Raw genomic sequence first — 19548 nt, forward strand, 5'->3', positions numbered from 1 at the left:
ACTGTGATATAGAATAAGGAAATATAAGTATACTTTTCGGAATAGAACTGATCAATATTAATTTCCAGGCCTTCAAGCTTGATAAGATCTCTATTTTCTTGATAAAACTTTAATTTGCCTTCAGTGTATTTTAACCCCTGGTAAGGAAAGCAAAAGATTTATGCTAAAAAATCATTTAAAGCTTCGTGAATTTTAAAAAGCTCTGCATGATCGCCTGTGCGTTAATTTTCCTGACATGCCTCCAGGGAAATGCGCTTGCTGCGACAATTCACGGGACCGTATACGAGTGGTACAGCTTTAAACCTCTGGAAAACTCAATAGTTGAGATCAATTCTACTCCAGAGCAGTATTTCGTTGCAACCGATGCAGAATATTCCTTTAACCTTACGCCTGGAACATACCTGATAAATGCCAGTTATATAGAAGAGAATACTGTAATTTATGAGACTGAGGAGGTAGTTACAATTTCCGATGATGGAGATTATGTTCACGATCTTCTCCTTTTCCCTGCTTATCCGGAAGAGCTTCTTAACGAGGAGGGTTTCGAAAATGTTGACCTGGATCTTGAAGAAGAAACCAAATCTAAGGCAGACTCACAGAATACGGTCTTGATCTTCGCTCTACTTTCACTCTGTATCCTGCTTCTGGCTGGTTACTTTATAATAAAGGAGAAAAGAAGCCCTAATGGAAAGTTCGGCTCTCCAGGGGAATTCCAGAACCATTATGCACTAAAACCAGGAGCATCAGAGACAGTTATCCTGGCACCTGAGTATTCCACAATAGAAACAAAAACATCCGGATATACAGAACCCGCTGAAGCCGATTCAATTGAAGAAACCTCCATGTCAGATTACGAGTCTTCTGCACCTCAAGCTTTAGAAGGAGATACTTTTAATGCAGAGACACCTGTGAAGCAGGCTATAGAGTCACCAGATGACTTAAAAGTACCAGCTAACTCTCTCTCTGAAGGGAAAAGTGATCCATTAAGCTCCGAAAGTCCTGAAAGTCCTGACGCGAGCCTCCCTGATGACCTGAAAGAAATTATGGATATCATCCGAGCCAGTGGAAATCGAATCACTCAGAGAGAACTCCGTAAAAAATCTCCATATTCAGAGTCTAAAGTCAGTCTTATGCTTTCTGATCTCGAAGAACGCGGACTGGTTGAAAAGTTCAAAAAAGGCAGAGGAAACATTATAAGAATTCCTGATAACGAGGTTCTCAGGCTGGCAGGCTCTCAGGAAAAGAAAGAGTAAGGAGGATATTACTAAGAAAAGAATTGTAATATTTATTACAAATCACTACTTTAACTTATTTTGAAAAACAGTAAATAGTAAACTATATAACTGAATTTATCTACTAAGCAGCAGGAAAGGTTCATAAAATTTGAAATATCTGGCATATGACATCCCTGCCTATCCCGCTTTGCATACCAGGACTATCTTTGCAGGATTACCGGATTAATTACTGATTATAAATATTGTACTTCCTAAAAATAACATGTCATTATCTGACACATTTGGATATTATAAATTGCATGAGGGACATTATGCGAGTTTCCATGGACATTGAATTGAAGGATGTGCCCGGGCAAATGCTTTTAGCCCTCCAGCCTCTTTCGGAATTCAAAGCTAACCTGATAACGGTTTTACATCACCATCAGAAGAGAACACCCAGAAAGACTGTGCCCGTACAGCTTGTACTTGAAACAAAACCTGAGAATATAGGAGCAATAAAGGCAAAACTTGAGGAAAACGGGATAAGAGTCGTCAGAGTCGGAGAACAGCGCTTTAGAGAAAGCATAAATGTAGTTCTGATAGGTCACGTGGTCCATACAGGGATACAGGATACGATTGACGAGATTGACAAGACAGGATTTGCAGAGGTCGTGGATCTCTCGCTATCCATGCCAGGCATTAATCTTCTTTCTTCAGCTCTGATCAGGATTGACGCTGTTGGCAAAGAGGATCTGCAAAAGGCACTTGATATCCTGAAAAAAGTCTCGGCAAAAAAAGATTTGCTGATGGTGCTTCCAATAAACATCCAGGCCTGAAAAACAAGGAGATTTGATAATATGAAAACAGTGCGCTGTTCTATTTTAGGATTTGGTGCAATCGGACAGGGTGTAGCTGAAGTACTTCTTAAGAAAAAAGAGTATCTGGAAAGTATCGGGCTGGAAGTTCTGGTGGTTGCTGTTGTCGACTCCAGAGGAGCTACCATCAATCCCAATGGCGTGGACCTTGCGGACTGCATTTTCCGTAAAAGAACGAAGGGTACGGTTGCCATAGAAAAACTTACAGGTGTCGAAGTTATAAAATCTGTGGATCACGAGCTTGTAATAGAGACGACTCCCACAAACATCGTCACGGGAGGGGCGGGTCTTCAGAATATGTTTGCAGCCTTTGAGACCGGTAAAGATGTGATTACCTCCAATAAAGGTCCGCTCACTCTAAAGTACAGAGAACTCATGGAAGCTGCAAAAACTGCCGGATCAAGATTCAGGTTCGAAGCTACTGTCGGCGGCTCCATGCCCATTATTAACCTGGCAAATGAGGTTCTTGCAGGAAACAGGCTTAAAAGCATCAAAGGGATTCTGAACGGAACATGCAACTATATCCTTACCCGGATGCTTGAAGAAAGGGCAAGTTACAAAGATATTCTTGCCGAATCCATGGAACTTGGAATTGCCGAGACCGACCCTACATATGATGTTGATGGGATTGACACCGCCTGTAAGCTCGTAATTCTTGCCAATGCAATCTTCGGGCTCAATGTAACATACAGGGATGTCGAGGTTACGGGAATCACGAAAATTACCCCTGAAGCTCTGGAAATGGCGTATGAAAGAGGGCATGTTATAAAGCTTATAGGAGAGGTAAGCAGGGAAAAAATCCAGGTCGCTCCAAGGCTTGTGCCTGTTAACCACCCCCTTGATGTAAGAGGGACTCTTAATGTGGCTTCCATAGATACCGAGCTTGCGGGAGAAATTACGGTCACGGGCAAGGGCGCAGGCCCTATAGAAACATCAAGTGCAATTCTCAGCGATCTTATCGCAATCTACGGAAACCGGTAACTGCTGAAAATCTGGCTTTCATAGATCAGAAAAATGAAAAACAAAATAATAAACAGGCTGTGTGGACCATGACAAGTTTCAGGGAATTTGCAGAAACGTGCCAGGCAATCGAAAAAATATCCAGTACTATAGAAACAACAAATAAGGTTGCTGACCTTCTCAAAAAAGTTGACGTTGAAGAGCTTCCGCTTGCTACCCATTTTATTATGAGTGAAGTTTTTCCTGCCTGGAGTGGGAAACAGCTCGGAATTGGCACAAGCCTTCTTTATGTTTCTCTCTCAAAAGCCTCAGGCATGTCCCTGCACAGTATAGAATCCCTCGTCCGGACTACAGGGGACATCGGGGACACAGCGCTTCTTATTCTGAAAGAAAGACGAAAGAACCAGGTAACATTTTCTTCATTTCTTGAAGAACAACCTGAACTCTCAATAACAGAGGTTTACAGGCGTTTCAAGATTGCATCCGAAGCATCCGGGAAAGGTTCACAGGATGTTAAGGTCAGAAATCTTCAGTTTCTATTTACTTCATCAACCCCGAGAGAAGCCAAATATATCTCCAGGCTAGCGCTTGAAGAGCTCAGGATAGGCGTGGGGGAAGGGGTTGTCAGAGACGCTATTGCTAGAGCTTTCTCAGTCCCTGCAGATATTGTGGAACATTCCTTCATGGTTACGAACGACCTCGGGATAGTGGCTGCAGCTGCTAAAAAAGGCGGCACAGGAGCCCTTGAGACTCTGGGAATCGAAATCAACCGCCCAATCAAAATGATGCTTTCTCAAATCAGCCCTGACATAGATGCCGATATAAGGGATATGAAAGAGGCTGCTGTTGAATGGAAATTCGATGGGGCCAGAGTCCAGATCCACAAAAACGCAAATTCCGTTACTCTTTTTTCGCGGAAGCTTGAAAACGTTACCAATTCCCTGCCTGACCTTGTTGAAATAGTCAGGAAACATGTGAAAGCCGAGTCTGCAATCCTTGATGGAGAAGCCGTAGCTGTAGATGAAGATGGAAAGCCAAGGGCTTTTCAGGAAATTCTCAAACGGTTCAGGCGCAAGTATGATGTCAGGGAAAAAATAATCGGAATTCCTATCCAGCTCAACCTTTTCGACATAATGTACCTGAACGGCAAAACCCTGATAGACCTTCCCCTTATTGAGCGGAGAAAAGCACTCGAGTCCTGCGTGGAGAGTTCTGTTGAGGATTCCAAATCAATCTGCGTTGATAAGCAGGTAATAACCGGAGACCTTGAGCTTGTGGAAAAGATCTACAGGGAAGCCTTAAAAGCAGGGCATGAAGGAGTCATGGTCAAAAACCCGAATTCTGTTTATTCTCCCGGCAAGCGCGGCAAAAACTGGCTCAAGAAAAAACCCCTTATGGATACGCTTGATCTAGTAATTGTAGGAGCCGAATGGGGCTTCGGGCGCAGGGCAAACCTTATAGGCTCTTATACTGTTGCCTGCTACGACCCGGATACTTCCCGTTTCCTGCAGGTTGGCAAGGTAGGCACAGGGCTTAGTGATGAGCAGTTAAAGGAACTTACGGAAATACTCTCAGGGTTAATGGAAGGCGGAGAAGCCGGAGGAGTATTTGCTATAAGGCCAAAGGTTGTTCTTGAAATTGCATTTGAAGAAATCCAGAAAAGCCCCAACTATGATTCTGGCTTTGCACTTCGTTTTCCCCGATTTATCCGCATCCGGGACGATAAGGACCCCGAAGAGGCGGATACGATCCAGAGAATAGGGCGAGTATATAGCCAGCAAATAAAAAGGCTCTAAACCCTCAACCTTCGAAAATGTTTATGTACTAAATAGAAGCAGATTTTTAAGACTTAAGCCAGTATCTATAACTCAAATATACTTTTCAAGTATACTTTCAGTCAAATACTGCAGAATATACTTTCAGTCAAATATAATGTCAAATATACTTGAACAGGTCATCCCTTTTCATTTCGTGAAGCCTGTCCCTGAGAAGCCCTTTTAAAGCTTTGAGGTCTCCTTTCTTGGCACTGATCGGAGCTATAATATGCTTCCAGTTCTGCCACGGCGGCTCAAGTCCCAGGCGGACAGCAATCTCGTCGAGGAGGGGATCATATTCGTTTTCTTTTACTCTGTCCATCTTATTGGCAGCAACAATAGTGTCGATCCCTATCTCTCTCAGGAAATCAAACATTTCAACGTCGATAGGGATCTGGTCCCTTGAGTCCCACCTGTCAACTATTTCTGGAAGAGCTGGCCCGTCTATTACAAGGACACCAATTTTGACTCTTTCGGCATTGTCTTCAATATAATGCACGGTTTTGTCTTTCACTATATCCTGCTTTCTGTCTTTCACCCCGCTCATGAACCCGAATCCTGGCATATCAGTTATAAGTAGATCCGAAACATGAGCATGTGTCGGGCGCAATGTTACTCCCGGACGTTTTCCTACCTTTACCTTTGCCCCGAAAAGCTCCTTAAGGAGGGAAGACTTACCCACGTTAGAACGTCCTACAAATATGATCTCAAGGTTTATACCGCTTTCAGCTGCAGTCTTGCTGGTTTTCATTTAGTTTTACCTCTTTTGTTTCTCCGATCTTCTTATCAAAAGCCAGGAGAAAACCTTTCAGTGAACCTTCGGGTATGCGTGCTCCTGCTGCAACAGGGTGTCCACCGCCACTCCCTCCAAACTTAGGAGCAACCGAGCGAAGAATTCGGTTTAGATCTGTTTTTCCTCGGGAGCGTATGCTCAGGTCATATGCACCTTTTCTCTCCCGATATTCAGCTGCAATTCCAACCTCTTTCTGGCCGCAGGAGGCCGCATATATTGCTGCTTTTGAAATGGAATTATTCGTATTTACAATATACGCGCTATTTCTTAGGATTTCAACATGTTCTTTTACGAAAAGCCGGATGCTCTCTTCATTAATTGCAGCCTCTCTGGCGAGTTCGAGCAAACCGGGAATGTTTGAAGGAATCACATTCTTTGAGAGAGGTTCAAGTAAAGTTCTTTTAAACTCATAATCTCTTCCTTTCTGAAGTATTGCCTGGATAAGGGTTCCGGCCTGGAAATACAGACTTCTTTTGTCCCAGTCCTTTACCCAGTTTTTTACACAGGGAGTGTTGTCGCAGAAATCACCGATAGCTCCATAAATAGCAACTCTTTTCATCTCTTCACTCAAGCGGTCTTCAAAAACCCTGTAAGTCAGCTCGGATGAGCATAAACTGGTATCGTGGTAAAACCATCTTTCTTTTTTGCAGTCTTCCGGAAGAGGGTGATGGTCTATATAATAAAGGCTGCATCCTTCCGTAAGCTCTTCGAGTTTGGCGCGAAGTTCAGTGCAGTACCTTTCATCGATTGCAATATCGCAGACAATAAGAGTCTCAACCTCTTCTATAATGTTCAGTTTGTCAAGAAGGCTGACAGGGCTTGTAAAATATACATATGCATCAGGAAAAGCACTCTTTGCAAGTGCTCCCGAACATATCCCATCGGAGTCTCCATGAGTAAGGATGAGAGTTTTTTCTCTGATCTTGTTTTGAGATCCGTTCATGATTATTCCTTTTTCAGATTTTAATTCCTTTTTCAGATTTTAATTCCTTTTTCAGGTTGCCAATTCTTTGTCTATTATTCAATTGGTTTGCGTTCCTTATTAACCAGTTGATATAATCTTCAGGTAGTCTGGACATAGAGTGTTCATTTCTATTTTACTCAGGATTGGAAATATTTGAGTTCGCTTCTTTCGGTTCTCTGTTTAGAACAGGAATAAAGGCAATCTGGACAAAAAAGCACAGAAAAATAGGAAGAAAAGAAATGGACTCTCCGGAAAATCCGGAAGAATCCTGAGCAGTATTAATATCTGGTTAAAATCTGGTTTTTCAGGACTTCTTACTTCTTAGAAAACTTCTTACTTTTTAAAAAACTTCTTACTTCTTAGAAGACTTCTTACTTCTTAGAAGACTTCTTCCTGATAAACCCTGCACACGCGAAGAGTCCTGCAACAGCTAAGAAGAAGCCAAACCCGGGTGTGTCCCCATAGCCTTCTTCCGAATCTGTACTCTGGCCAGAAGATTCCTCTTTCTCTACGTTGGAATCAGTTGATCCTGCTGGTTGTGAACTGCTTCCTTCAAGGGTAATTGCTCCTACATTGACTGTGGAAGCCTCTGAGTAGACCTCTCCTGAGTATTTGTCCAGATCGAGGAAACTTGCTTTGCAGGCAGGTATTTTAACTTCCCCTTCTTTATTCATCTGCATAATATATGTGATGGTTTTCGAGCCACCATTGCTGTCAAGAACCTGTTTAAAACTCGTTTCTCCGCTTATGAGTTTAGTTTCTGAGGGCACGGTATCGGTCACGGTTACGCTGGCATCAACATTTCCAGTATTCTTTGCAGTGACCGTTACAGTAAGTTTGTCTCCGGGATTTAGCTGCTGTTTGTCAACGGTTTTCGTAATTTCAATGTAAGGCCCGTAAATTGTTATCTTTTCCGAATTATCTGATTCCACCTGTTCGCTCTGCCCGTTTGAAAGGGTAAAAGTGGCTACCGTTTTTGGGAAAGTATATTCTCCGGGTCTTTCCGGAACAAGTGTATACTTGAAGATGTCTTCAGATGTTTCTCCCGGCTTCAGAGAAAGTGTTTTCTCAAGTGCTGCATCGTTTTGAAGATGCATATTAGAAACAACCGAATCTTTAAGTACAATATTATTTATGTCACAGAGGCCTGCATTCCTGACAGTAACTGACACAGGTACTGTTTCCCCCATGTGGCGTTCTTTTATAAACCTCTTCGAGACAATAAGGTCCCATTTTTTTTCAATAGTTATTTCTTTGAAACCTACATGTTCGTACTTTTTTCCTTTTGCATCTTCACATATGGTCGTTGCAGTAATATTGAGATCCGTATCTTCCCAGGGAGTTGAGGTTTTCAACGTAAGGTTAATGGGCTCAAGAGTTGCGTCTTTAAGGACATTTGTATATGTATGCTTAGTTTTTCCGCTAAGCACTTCCAGACCAGCAGTATTAACGGTCAGAACAACGTTTTTGGCTTTCGCGTCTCCGTCATTTTTAACTTTTATTGATACATCGATTCTGCTATCTCCCGTGGTTTTGGAATCGTACGTATCTTTCTTAGTCTCGACGTCTATGTCAAAACCTGGCTTGCCTCGTATAAGGATGTCCAGTTCAGCATATGGATTCCAGTTACCGGTCTTGAACTCCTTTTCGTCTTTCTTAATTACTTCGTAATTAGGATCCACCTTCTGGGCATAAACCTTTATCTCGTCATTGTATTCAAATTCAAGCCCTGCTGTAAGAGGAGATGTCTTCAGTTTCTCTCCATCTTTTGAGATAGAGACGAAAACCATCTTATCCTCATTAAAGTCTTCTGCTTTTATTTCGTAACCATCCACGGTTACGGATTGCCCCCAGTAAAGTTTTGCACCATCCTGTTTCTCCACCCATTCCACATCCTCTGCCGCAGCAGTCATTGAAAGGATGGAGAAAACACAAACGGTAAGTAATCCAATAAGTAAAATCTTTTTAGCCATGGTTACCTTCCTTGATTTTAATGCTTAATCTTTTGGATCCGGGTACCGGAAACATACAATTTGCTTCTGTAAAACTTACGACTTTTCAAGTATTATAATTATTTTGAGAAAAATATTTTATTTAAGTTATTCAATAACAGTCTTATTATATTTATGCGTAGTACATTCCCCGCCCCCAGAATACCCCGCATGAATTAATGGTCGTCAGACCCTTATTTATGATTTTTCACTATCATAAGTGTAATATCATAAGTGTAATTTTTATTGCATAATCAAAGTTATTTCATTCTCTGTTTCTGCTATGGCAGAAATTCTTACTTTTCTTTTAGTCTCACTTTCTTAGTCTCATTTTTTTTAGTCTCACTTCTTTTAATATCACTTCTTTTAATATCACTTCTTTTAGTTTCATTGATTAAATTTGGATCACTTACTAAATAACCTTATCTAAGTCTCTATAAAATATCTTCATATATTGTATTTTAATTTTTGCTAATTTTTGGCAACTTTCCTGATAAATGTCTATTCTTTCAAAGTAAGGTTGTAAGACGGTTTGAAGCAAACAGGATTGCGACACCTGAAGAAATAAATCTGGAGAAATTATAGATAAAATATCTGGAGAACTTACCGATAAAGAAGGAACCAAAATAAGTAAAACTGGCAGAAAATCGTTTGAACTCTTTAATTAAGACTTACTGATAGATTAGAAGCGACGGGTAGTATCAAATTAAGTTCATGGTAGTATCATATTAAGTTCATGGTAGTATCAATTTAGGTTTATAGTAATATCAATTAAGTTTATGGTAATATCAAATTAAGTTATGGTAGTATCAGGTTAAGCCGATTATGCTTCAATTCAGGGTTGGAATTAAATGCCATAAACGCTTAAACTGGATTCTGATAAACGAAAAGCAGTAACTTTAATTTTTCCTTATGGAGGCTTTTCCATGAAACTTACAGAAATTGTGCAGGTTCTTGAGGGTATAGCTCCACCTGAACTTGCTGATGACTTTGATAAAGGCAGGATTGGTTTGATCCTCGGGCTTAAAGACGAGGTAAACAGGATTGCAGTAGCTCTGGATGCAAACCCTTACGTGCTTAAAAAAGCTGCAGAAATCGGAGCCGACATGTTGATTACACATCACACTCTGATTTTTCACCCGATAAATATAATTTCGAAACCTCTGGCTGCTTCCCTTAAGATTGCCCTTGAAAACGGGATCTCATTATACAGTATGCATACAAATTACGACAGAGCCGAGGGAGGAATTAATGATGTCCTTGCAGCCAGGCTGGGACTTAAAAATATAAGGACTGCAGAAATCGGCAGGATCGGAGAAATTGAAGCCTGTTCTTCAGCCGAGCTTGCATCACGTGTTTCGGATTGTCTGCAGACTCCTGTCATGTATGCAGGAGAAAAGCAGGAGATCAGTAAGGTTATGGTTGCAGGAGGCAGTTGCTTCCGAAACGAATTCCTTGAGATCGCCAGGGAGAACGGAGTTGATGCTTTCATCTCATCGGAGCTCAAACACGACATTCTCAGAGCGAATGAGGATCTCTGTCTGATTGATGCAACCCATTATGCTACTGAGAATCCTGGTATGGAAGCCCTATGCTTCAGACTCCGAGAGCTTCCTGGAATGGATGTGGAGTTCATTGACCAGCCTTCCGGGCTCAAGGCGGTTAACTTCATAGCTGACAAAGATAAAGCTGAATTTGCCATAAAAGAAGGAGAAATTGATGGCAAAAAGAAAGAGGGTGAGGAGGATTCTCTTGAAGTCATTCTCGAGGAGCAATCAAGAAACCAGGTTCGTTCGGATTACCGCCGCAGCCTGGGGTCTGAGAACCGGAGAAGATATATGGAGTAACTGTTTTAACAAAAATGGAACATAACCTTGTTGACAAAAGTTGCTTAAAATTTGCCTGTTTAAGGATTTGTTTCCTTTTTTAAATCTCGTTGCTGCTTCTTATGGTTCCTGATTCTTTCGAATTCAAATAGTTTTCAAGATGCCTCTTCAAAAGGCTCGTTTCTTTTATATCAGGCAGGGAAGATATTATTTTTTCAAGATAGCCATACTCTTTAATAAGGGAAAAAGTCGCAGGAAAATTTATGTCAAAAACCCAGCTAAGGCGGAGCAATTTTACATCGTTCCTGTTTTTCATATCCGCAATTTTTGCCATTCTGTTATTGAGAATCTCTGAGACTATAGGTTCCGAATATCCATTTGTATCTGGCAGATATAGCTCAAGTGCAGGATTAAGACTCTTATCTTCATCAGAATATTCTTCACTGGCAAGCCTTAAGATATCAAGCTTGTCTGCATCCCTTATTAATCTGCAAAAAAAGTAAAGCTTGCTCTGTTTTTCCATATCTTTTGGGATTTCCATCATGTTGTGATATTCTATAGCTTTCAGGACGAGATTTTCTTCCCTGGCAGAGAGGCGGGATAAGACTTTTTCCCTGTTCAGAATTTTCACACCCAGCAAAGCATGATTTTCTGATTCGGAATCTCTGAATGTTTTATATTTCATAAACTGCTCAAAACGGCCCAGGTCATGAAACAGAGCTATCGTTTCAGCAAGCATGCATTCTTCTTTGCTTATTTTCTCGGATTTTGCAAGTTCAAGGATATTTTTTTGTACTCTGCCAGTATGTTCGATCTTTAACTCAATATTTTCCTTGATAAAAGAGTCAGGTGAGGAAAACTGATTTACATAATCGAAAAACCATTTTTGAAAAAAATCCAGGTCTTCCTTCTTCATGCTTCTGCAATAAGGAATATTAATGTATATACTTTGCGTATATTTTGGAAATTTTGTACTGAAAAGGTTTTTGCTGTTTAAGTAACAATACTACTTGCTTAGGGCGAAATAAAAGTTATAGTCTCAGTAAGATAAAAGCCCTGAAATATACTAAAACAGAACATTGAAATCCAATCATCAAACTTAACCACTATACGTAACGATCACGGCTACTCTCTATAAAAACAGAATTCCCTCGCCTGAAGTTTGTTTTTAATAGAATGTCTTTAATAATATAACAATTAAGTGAAGTACAGTAGTCTTATATGAGGAAACCATAGTTCCCATAGAATCTTTGCAATTTCCTTAATATACTGCATAAGTTATATATTGTAGAAGCCCTTCAAATTAATATGTTGTAGAAGCTCTTCAAATTGAATTAGTATTAACCGAGCAATATTAACTGAGCAATATACAGGAAGATATTCCATCCATACTATATAATTTTCTTTGGGGGTATGAGTGTTCATATAAAAAGAAATTCATATAGTTACTTATTTGTATGGTTATTTGTATCTCTGGATATCTTATTTGCATAGTTTAATAAAGTACATATCAGATGACATATAACATCGACAGACTGCTTATGGAAACTTTCCGCAGGAACTCATTAGAATAAATCGGGGTATTTAATGAGCTCAATTAAAAAAATTTGTTTAATCCTTTGTTCTCTAAGCCTCTTAGCTTTTGCATTATCTTTTGCCTCAGGTCTTTTGCCTGCAGTAGGAGCAGCTGAATCTCAGAATCATACGGTAGAAGATGAAACACCTGTTTCTTCTGCTTCCACTCTTGAAGAAGTATTTGCACAGCGGCCTGCTTCTGCAGAAGGCATGTTGAATAAAGGAAATGATCTATATTCTTTGAAAGAATATGAACATTCTATAGAATGTTTTGATGATGCGCTTGAGGTAAATTCCAATTCATCTCTGGCATGGTATGGAAAAGGATGCTCTCTTTCCGCTCTGGGCAGGTATGAAGAATCGATTAGCTGTTATGACAGGGCTATTGAAACGCTCCCGGATTCTTCCGAAGGCTGGTACGAAAAAGGAAATGAGTACTTCAGGAAGAAAAATTATGTGGAGGCAATTAAGTGCTATGAGAAAAGTTTCGCCACGGATAGCTACCTTTCCAGAGTATGGTTCCAGAAAGCCATCGCCTCTGAGAAGCTCAACCTTGACCAGGAAGCTCTGGCCTCTTATGACGGTTCAATTGAATCTGCCTCCAATTCCTCAAAAGCTCTGAAGATGCAGGGAAAGGCATGTGCTGAGCTTGAGAACTACGATGAAGCAATGGGCTTCTTCGAGCAAGCTCTTAACATTACTCCTGAGGATTTTGAACTCTGGATTCAAAAAGGAATAATGTATGATACGTCCGGAGATTATGAGAATGCAATAAAATGCTACGAACAGGCCATTTCTATTAACCCTGACTGTATAGAGGCCTGGTACAATAAAGGCGTAGATCTTGAAAGGAAAGAGATGTATCAGGAAGCTCTGACCTGCTATGAATTTGTCCTTCTTTCAGAGCCTGAAAATCTCAATGCTCTACAAAAGAAAGGTTTCTGTCTCGAGAACCTCGGTAAAAATGAAGAAGCTCTGCAGTGCTATGATCAGATACTCGTTTACAGCCCTGATAATGTTCAGGCATGGTACAGCAAAGGTTCAGTGCTTAACGCAATGGGACAGTATGACGCTGCAATAGTCTGCTATGATAGAGCCCTCAACCCCGATGCAGGACTTGAAGTGGAGGAAGCTGCAGATAATCTTCTTGAAAGCCTTAATGCTTACGACTCTGAACTCCCCGGGTATTCTGAAGTCGCCGAGTTTAAATCTCCTGCAGTTAAAATCTGGTACGATAAAGGGCTGGCTTTTGACAAGCTGGAAAATTACGAGTCTGCCCTTGAGTGTTATAATAACGTTCTTGAGACGGAATCCGAACATGCGGTAATCTGGTACCAGAAAGCACAGGACCTTGACAGGCTCAACAGGTCCGCAGAAGCTCTTGATTGCTATGATAAAGCCCTTAAACTGGATCCAGGGTATGCTAAAGTCTGGTATAGAAAAGGGTATGATTCTTCAAAGCTTGGGAAGTATGAAGACGCCGTAAAAAGTTATGGTAAAGCCATAGATCTTGATGAAAATTACACACTTGCATGGTACGGCAAAGCTTTTGCCCTGGCAAAGACAGGAAAATACGAAGACTCTATTGTTTGCTATGACAGAGTTCTCGCCGTTGCACCTGATAGCGCCGAAATCTGGTATAACAAGGGTCTTCTCCTTGACCAGCTGGGAAGATACCAGGAAGCCTCAGACTGCTACAGTCAGGCTCTTCAGATAAATTCAGAATATTCTGTCGCTCGTTTCAGGCTGAATAAGGATATGGAAATACTGTCTGGAAATTCGACTTCCTCATCAGTTCAAAGTAATAATTCAGGTATCAGTCCGCAAAAAGCAATTTCAGGAGGTTTCTGGTCTTACCTTCTGAGCTATAATTGTGTAAGTTCTGAAGATAGCTCTGACCTTTCAAAAAATCTCAGCAGCCTGAGTCCGGAATTCGGTTACGACGCAGCATGGTACGGCAAGGCCTCAACATACAGCAAACTTGAGATGTATGAAGACGCGCTTTATTCTTATGAAAAAACTCTTGCAATTAACCCTTTACGCACCGATGCATGGTATGAGAAAGGTTCTATCCTTGACAAACTTGGCAGAAGCCAGGAGGCTCTTGGATGTTATCAAAAAGCCCTGGATATTGATCCTCAGTCGAGCGATGCCTGGCATGGGATGGCTTCAGCCTCCAGTGATCTCGGAAGGGCTGAGGAAGCGGTTGCTTACTATGATCAGTTACTTGCTCTTAACGCCAGTGATTCGGAAGCCCTTCAGGGTAAATCTCTTGCCCTTGTAAGCCTTGGCAGGTACGAAGAAGCAGTTGCCTGTTATAATCCTCTTATTGAACTTGAACCTGAAAATATAGAGGCTCTGGAAGGCAGAGCTTCCGCCTTAGCAAAGTCCGGAAGGCTGGAAGCGGCGCTGCAAGACTATGATTTAATTATGGAGCTTGACCCTGCCAACTCAAAAGTGCTGGCTGAGAAAGCTTCCTTGCTGGAAGAACTCGGCAGGTATAAGGAAGCCGCTTCAACCTATGGTGAGATTCTTAAGATTACGCCTGAGAACAGGGAGATCATGTACCGTCAGGGCAAGGCTCTGGAAGCTACGGGAGATTTCGGAGCAGCAATTGCCTGTTATGATCAGATCCTTAAGCTGGACCCAACAAATATTGATGCAATTAACAACAAAGGATTTGCTTACGCCAAGATGGAAAGATATCAGGAAGCACTTGCAACTTATGATAAAGCCATTGAATATGCTCCAGACAATCCTGCAGCCTGGTATTTCAAAGGATGTGCTAATTTCGCAATAAGCAACAACAATGCTGCCCTTGATTGCTTTAACAAAACGATCCAGTTAAAACCTGACTGCATAACGGCATGGTATAATAAGGGGTATCTACAAAATGTACTGGGAGATGTTAACGGGTCAATAAACTCTTACGAAAGTGCTCTTGCAATCAATCCCGATTCACCCTCCGCCCTTTATAACAAACGTTTTGCTCACTACCGCATAAAAGAGTATGAAGATGCTTCGGTATGTAAGTCACTGCTTGATACAATGGATCCCGGCTTTGAGGCAGCCCTGAAAAACAGGGGAACCCGTATCTTCATTCCCGAAACATACAGAGGAAACCTGGATTACCCGCTGCCTGTAAGGTGGTATGGCGGGGAGGAAAATGTCACTCTAAATAACGTAAACGTGACCCAGGCTTATGAGCAGTTAAACAACACTACTTCCGGAAACGAAGAGGGTTACGATGATCCTGAAGGCGGGTACTGGTATATTCCTGAGCCCGACGAAGATGAGGGGAATAAAGAAAATCAGAAAAATGAATCCAAAACCGGAAATGACTATGATGACTGGTATGTTCCGGAACCCGATGAGGTTTAAAGGACTCGGAGCAGAAATAACGGATCCAAGGCAGAAGTAAAGGCTCAAGGATAGAAACAAGCTAACAATATAACTTTTCGGTATGCTTAAACTTCATATGCATACCGAAAACTTTTTCTAAAGAAGTCAGATGAAGCTATTTCTTTTTTTAAATTTTTTGACATCTCTATTAGCTTTATATTTCTATTAGCTTTACTCATGTAGATTGATTTATGAATCATTAAAAAATAAGGTAAACGTTTTTAAGTCAATTATTCGAATTTCATCATTTGAGTTTTCATCATGCGAATTTCATCATTTTAATTTTCAATGTTCGGATTTCTCCCAATACTTTTCGGCTTCCTCTTCCATTTCTTCCAGTCTATCGTAATAGTCAGGAAACTCGTTAAGATGAGCCAGGGCAATCTTCCCTGTCATTATGGGGTCATCGTTTGTGACATTTGTTGCTGGGTCTCTTGTTCCATGCTCCAGCTCGACATCCATGCCTCTTCGGAACTGGTCAACATCGAATTTATCCCAGGTTATTCCAAGTCTTTCCCCAACGGTCTTTGCTTCTTCAGCAGTAAAGCTTCTGGTTGCCAACATTATCACTCCGGATAATGGTTTGATCTGTTTTGGTACTTAAGGCTTGTTCTATAAACTGCTTTTTTTCAGTCTTTTTTCAGTCTTTTTACTGACAGATGCTTTTATTTTTCCATAAGAGCATATTCTGCCGTTTAAAAGGTTATTCTATCATAATATTTATTATCTCTATGAAGATACAAATAGGGAAAACAATGCCTGAGGGGAAAACCATACCTGAAAAAGATTATTTATTTTTAAGGCGTGCCATTGAACTTTCTCTCGAAAATGTAAAACGAGGCGGAGGACCTTTTGGTGCCGTAATAACGAAAGATGGAAAAATAATTTCGGAAAGCTGCAATCAGGTAACCTTAATTAACGATCCCACTGCCCATGCCGAAATCGGTGCCATAAGAGAGGCAGCCAAAAAACTTAATAATTTTGACCTCAGCGGATGCAGTATCTACGTTTCCTGCGAGCCCTGCCCAATGTGTCTTGGGGCCATTTACTGGGCCAGAATAGATAAGGTGTTTTTTGCCAGTACTAGGTCAGATGCCGAAGATATTGGTTTTGATGATTCCCTTATATACGAAGAAATCTCACGCCCTATGAAAGAAAGAAAAATCGAGTTCAAACAGCTCCTGAGGGAAGAAGCTCTTGAAGCTTTCAGGGCATGGGAACAATTGGAAAATAAGGTTGAATACTGAACCTGTATAAGCACAATAATAATTTTAAGTACAGTAATAATTTTAAGTACAGTAATAATTTTTTGTAGCTACTAGCCAGTAAAAATTTTAGCTCCAGGCAAAACCTTTTATTAGTAAAGCCTGGTCCAGATTTCAGTTTCTCTGTTTTTTCACTTCATGCGGAAAGATTACGTATATTCTTCCCATTCAGGCAAACTGATTTCTTGCATTAGAACCTAATTACTATTGGGTATCACGTTAAGTTCCGGACAGCCTCTGTTCTGGAGCTTACGATATGCGTTTTTAAATAACTTCTAAACAACATCACTAAAATTTAAATGTTATGTAGTCTTACTTAGTTCAAACAAATGAGGGGATTTCGGGAAATGCCTGGAGATAAAAACAAATACATCCGCTGGTTTGAAGAGACCACTATTGAGGATGTTCCACTTGTTGGCGGAAAGAACGCTTCCATAGGAGAGATGTACAGGGAACTCACTTCAAAAGGAGTCAGAATCCCTAACGGTTTTTCTGTCACTGCTGATGCTTACTGGCATATGCTGGAGAAAGGAGGAATCCTGGAAAAGCTTAAGGATACACTGGAAGGGCTTGATACTTCGGATGTATCAGATCTTGCAAAGAGAGGAAAGGCTGCAAGAGACCTGATCCTCGATGCAGGGCTTCCTGATGACCTCTGGCAGGAGATTAAAGGAGCTTATGACCGTCTCTGTGAGCAGTACGGAGAAAACACAGATGTTGCTGTCAGGAGTTCGGCTACAGCTGAAGACCTTCCAACCGCTTCTTTTGCCGGGCAGCAGGAAACTTACCTCAATATCCGTGGGTATCCGGGGCTTAAAGATGCCTGCATACGCTGTTTTGCTTCTCTCTTTACAGACAGGGCTATTTCCTATCGTGTGACTCATGAATTTGACCACTTCAAAGTAGCCCTTTCCATAGGAATAATGAAAATGGTCAGGTCTGACCTTGCATCAAGCGGAGTAATCTTTACGCTTGACACGGAAACAGGTTTCCGAGATGTTGTTTTCATCACCGGGGCATACGGGCTTGGAGAGAATATCGTACAGGGCCAGGTCAACCCTGACGAGTTCTATGTATTCAAGCCTGCTTTCCGTGAAGGATACAAGCCTATTATCCAGAAAAAGCTCGGAAGCAAAGAAATAAAGATGATTTACGGCAGGGGGGACTCAAAAGTCCTCACGCGGAATGTGGAGGTTCCTGAAGCCGATAGGCTGCGTTTCTGCATCAATGATGAAGAGGTTCTCAAGCTTGCCGAATATGCAATCGATATCGAAGACCATTATTCTAATAAGTACATGGAGTCACGGCCAATGGATATCGAATGGGCAAAGGACGGCATAACAGGCGAACTTTTCATAGTGCAGGCAAGGCCTGAGACTGTTCAGTCCCAGAGAGAAAAGGGCGTGCTGGAGACTTATGTCCTTGAAGAAAAGTCCGAAGTCCTTGCAAGAGGAAGGAGTGTTGGTGATAAGATCGCTTCCGGAAAAGCCCGCGTAATCACTGATGTTTCCGACCTGCCCTCTTTCAGGAAAGGGGAGATCCTTATTGCGGACACTACCACCCCTGACTGGGAGCCGGTTATGAAAACTGCAGCCGCGATCGTTACAAACAAAGGAGGCCGTACCTGTCACGCGGCAATTGTCAGCCGGGAACTTGGAATTCCTGCTGTTGTCGGGGCTGAAAACGCTACTGAAGTCCTCCAAACAGGCATGGAAATTACTGTGAGCTGTGCAGAAGGGGAATACGGGCTTGTATATGAAGGCATCCTCCCATTCCATAAGGATACTATCAGCCTGAAAGACCTGGAACGCCCACGAACAGAGATCATGATGAACCTTGGAAACCCTGAAAGCGCTTTTGCCCTTTCCATGATTCCTAATGACGGGATCGGGCTTGCAAGGCTGGAATTCATTATCACGAGCTATATCAAAGTCCATCCAATTGCCCTTGTGCATCCAGAAAAAATCAAAAACCCGGGAGAGCTAAGGGAAATTGAAAAACTGACACTGGGATACGAGAAAAAAGAGGATTATTTTGTAAATCAGCTTGCCAGAGGAGTAGGGATGATTGCTGCGGCTTTTTATCCCAGGCCTGTTGTGGTCAGGATGAGCGATTTCAAGACCAATGAATATGCAAGCCTTCTCGGGGGCAGTTATTTTGAGATGGAAGAAAACAATCCCATGATAGGGTTCAGAGGAGCTTCCCGCTACTTTGATGAGCGCTACAGGGAAGGTTTTGCCCTTGAATGCAGAGCCATGAAAAAAGTAAGGGACGAAATGGGGCTTACAAACCTTATTCTTATGGTCCCGTTCTGCCGGACTGTTGAGGAAGCCAGAAAAGTAATTGCCGAGATGGAGAAAAGCGGGCTAAGACGAGGAGAAAACGGGCTTCAGATATACGTTATGTGCGAGATTCCCAATAACGTCTTGCTTGTCGACGAGTTTAGCGAGTTCTTTGACGGCTTTTCCATAGGCTCAAATGACCTTACTCAGCTGACACTCGGGGTTGACCGCGACTCAGAGCTGCTTGCTGCAGAATTTGATGAGCGCGATCCTGGAGTTATGAAAATTATGGCAATGGCAGTGCAGGGAGCAAAACGCAATGGAAGACACAGCGGAATCTGCGGACAGGCTCCGAGTGATTTTCCTGAGATTGCTGAATTCCTCGTAAAAGAGGGAATCGATTCTATCTCCCTTAATCCTGACTCTGTCATGAAAATTACCCTGAAAGTCCTTGAAACCGAAAAGGAACTGGGCAGGCGGTAAATTCTTTAAAGAACAGGTCGGTCTGCTTACTTTATGTCAGCAAGTTTTCGGATGGTGAATGTTTACGGCGCTTTATAAGAGGCCGTTTATGAATGTTGTATATC

At 41.7% G+C, this 19548-nt stretch carries 13 protein-coding genes; 8 read left to right on the plus strand and 5 right to left on the minus strand.

Annotated features, from left to right (window positions below; genetic code table 11):
- Positions 1–185: 185 nt before the first annotated feature.
- The 4 genes from RSJ42_RS07880 to RSJ42_RS07895 all read left to right on the plus strand — a co-directional run bounded on the left by RSJ42_RS07880 (position 186) and on the right by RSJ42_RS07895 (position 4845).
- Positions 186–1253: a helix-turn-helix transcriptional regulator gene (locus RSJ42_RS07880; RefSeq protein WP_410510020.1), complete on the plus strand. Its 1068-nt coding sequence runs from the start codon at positions 186–188 to the stop codon at positions 1251–1253.
- Positions 1254–1546: 293 nt separating this feature from the next.
- Positions 1547–2050 (plus strand): amino acid-binding protein, encoded by a 504-nt coding sequence (locus RSJ42_RS07885; RefSeq protein WP_410510021.1) that lies wholly within the window; start codon positions 1547–1549, stop codon positions 2048–2050.
- Between the two features lie 21 nt (positions 2051–2071).
- Positions 2072–3070, plus strand: coding sequence for a homoserine dehydrogenase (locus RSJ42_RS07890; RefSeq protein WP_410510022.1), 999 nt, complete (start codon positions 2072–2074; stop codon positions 3068–3070).
- Positions 3071–3138: 68 nt separating this feature from the next.
- Complete coding sequence (locus RSJ42_RS07895; protein WP_410510339.1) at positions 3139–4845, plus strand: ATP-dependent DNA ligase; 1707 nt, start codon at positions 3139–3141, stop codon at positions 4843–4845.
- A 139-nt stretch (positions 4846–4984) separates the two neighbouring features.
- Here RSJ42_RS07895 and engB read toward each other — a convergent pair whose 3' ends face one another.
- The 3 genes from engB to RSJ42_RS07910 form a co-directional block, all read right to left on the minus strand.
- Positions 4985–5614 (minus strand): GTP-binding protein EngB, encoded by a 630-nt coding sequence (engB, locus tag RSJ42_RS07900; RefSeq protein ID WP_410510023.1) that lies wholly within the window; start codon positions 5612–5614, stop codon positions 4985–4987.
- Positions 5589–6599 (minus strand): DHHA1 domain-containing protein, encoded by a 1011-nt coding sequence (locus tag RSJ42_RS07905; protein WP_410510024.1) that lies wholly within the window; start codon positions 6597–6599, stop codon positions 5589–5591. Before RSJ42_RS07905 ends, engB begins: the two co-directional genes overlap by 26 nt.
- 392 nt (positions 6600–6991) lie before the next feature.
- Positions 6992–8593, minus strand: a complete 1602-nt coding sequence (locus RSJ42_RS07910) for a BatD family protein (protein WP_410510025.1) — start codon at positions 8591–8593, stop codon at positions 6992–6994.
- Positions 8594–9537: 944 nt separating this feature from the next.
- Here RSJ42_RS07910 and RSJ42_RS07915 point away from each other — a divergent pair.
- The gene (locus RSJ42_RS07915; RefSeq protein WP_410510026.1) at positions 9538–10458 is read left to right on the plus strand and encodes a Nif3-like dinuclear metal center hexameric protein; all 921 of its coding nucleotides are present in this window, start codon (positions 9538–9540) and stop codon (positions 10456–10458) included.
- A gap of 79 nt (positions 10459–10537) precedes the next feature.
- On the opposite strand, the gene RSJ42_RS07920 is transcribed toward RSJ42_RS07915, so the two are convergent.
- The gene (locus RSJ42_RS07920) at positions 10538–11353 is read right to left on the minus strand and encodes an HD domain-containing protein (RefSeq protein WP_410510027.1); all 816 of its coding nucleotides are present in this window, start codon (positions 11351–11353) and stop codon (positions 10538–10540) included.
- 671 nt (positions 11354–12024) lie between these two features.
- Here RSJ42_RS07920 and RSJ42_RS07925 point away from each other — a divergent pair.
- Positions 12025–15393 carry a tetratricopeptide repeat protein gene (locus RSJ42_RS07925; protein WP_410510028.1) on the plus strand — a complete coding sequence of 1123 codons (3369 nt, stop codon included), beginning with the start codon at positions 12025–12027 and terminating at the stop codon, positions 15391–15393.
- 306 nt (positions 15394–15699) lie between these two features.
- Here RSJ42_RS07925 and RSJ42_RS07930 read toward each other — a convergent pair whose 3' ends face one another.
- Positions 15700–15978, minus strand: a complete 279-nt coding sequence (locus tag RSJ42_RS07930; protein ID WP_410510029.1) for a DUF5661 family protein — start codon at positions 15976–15978, stop codon at positions 15700–15702.
- A 191-nt stretch (positions 15979–16169) separates the two neighbouring features.
- On the opposite strand from RSJ42_RS07930, the gene RSJ42_RS07935 reads away from it, so the two are divergent.
- Together RSJ42_RS07935 and ppsA are read left to right on the plus strand one after the other, a co-directional pair.
- Complete coding sequence (locus tag RSJ42_RS07935; protein WP_410510030.1) at positions 16170–16661, plus strand: nucleoside deaminase; 492 nt, start codon at positions 16170–16172, stop codon at positions 16659–16661.
- Positions 16662–17026: 365 nt separating this feature from the next.
- On the plus strand, positions 17027–19444 hold the full coding sequence (gene ppsA, locus RSJ42_RS07940; RefSeq protein ID WP_410510031.1) for a phosphoenolpyruvate synthase: 2418 nt from the start codon (positions 17027–17029) through the stop codon (positions 19442–19444).
- Positions 19445–19548: the final 104 nt, after the last annotated feature.

Source organism: Methanosarcina hadiensis, assembly GCF_046529725.1.
GTDB classification, from domain to species: domain Archaea; phylum Halobacteriota; class Methanosarcinia; order Methanosarcinales; family Methanosarcinaceae; genus Methanosarcina; species Methanosarcina hadiensis.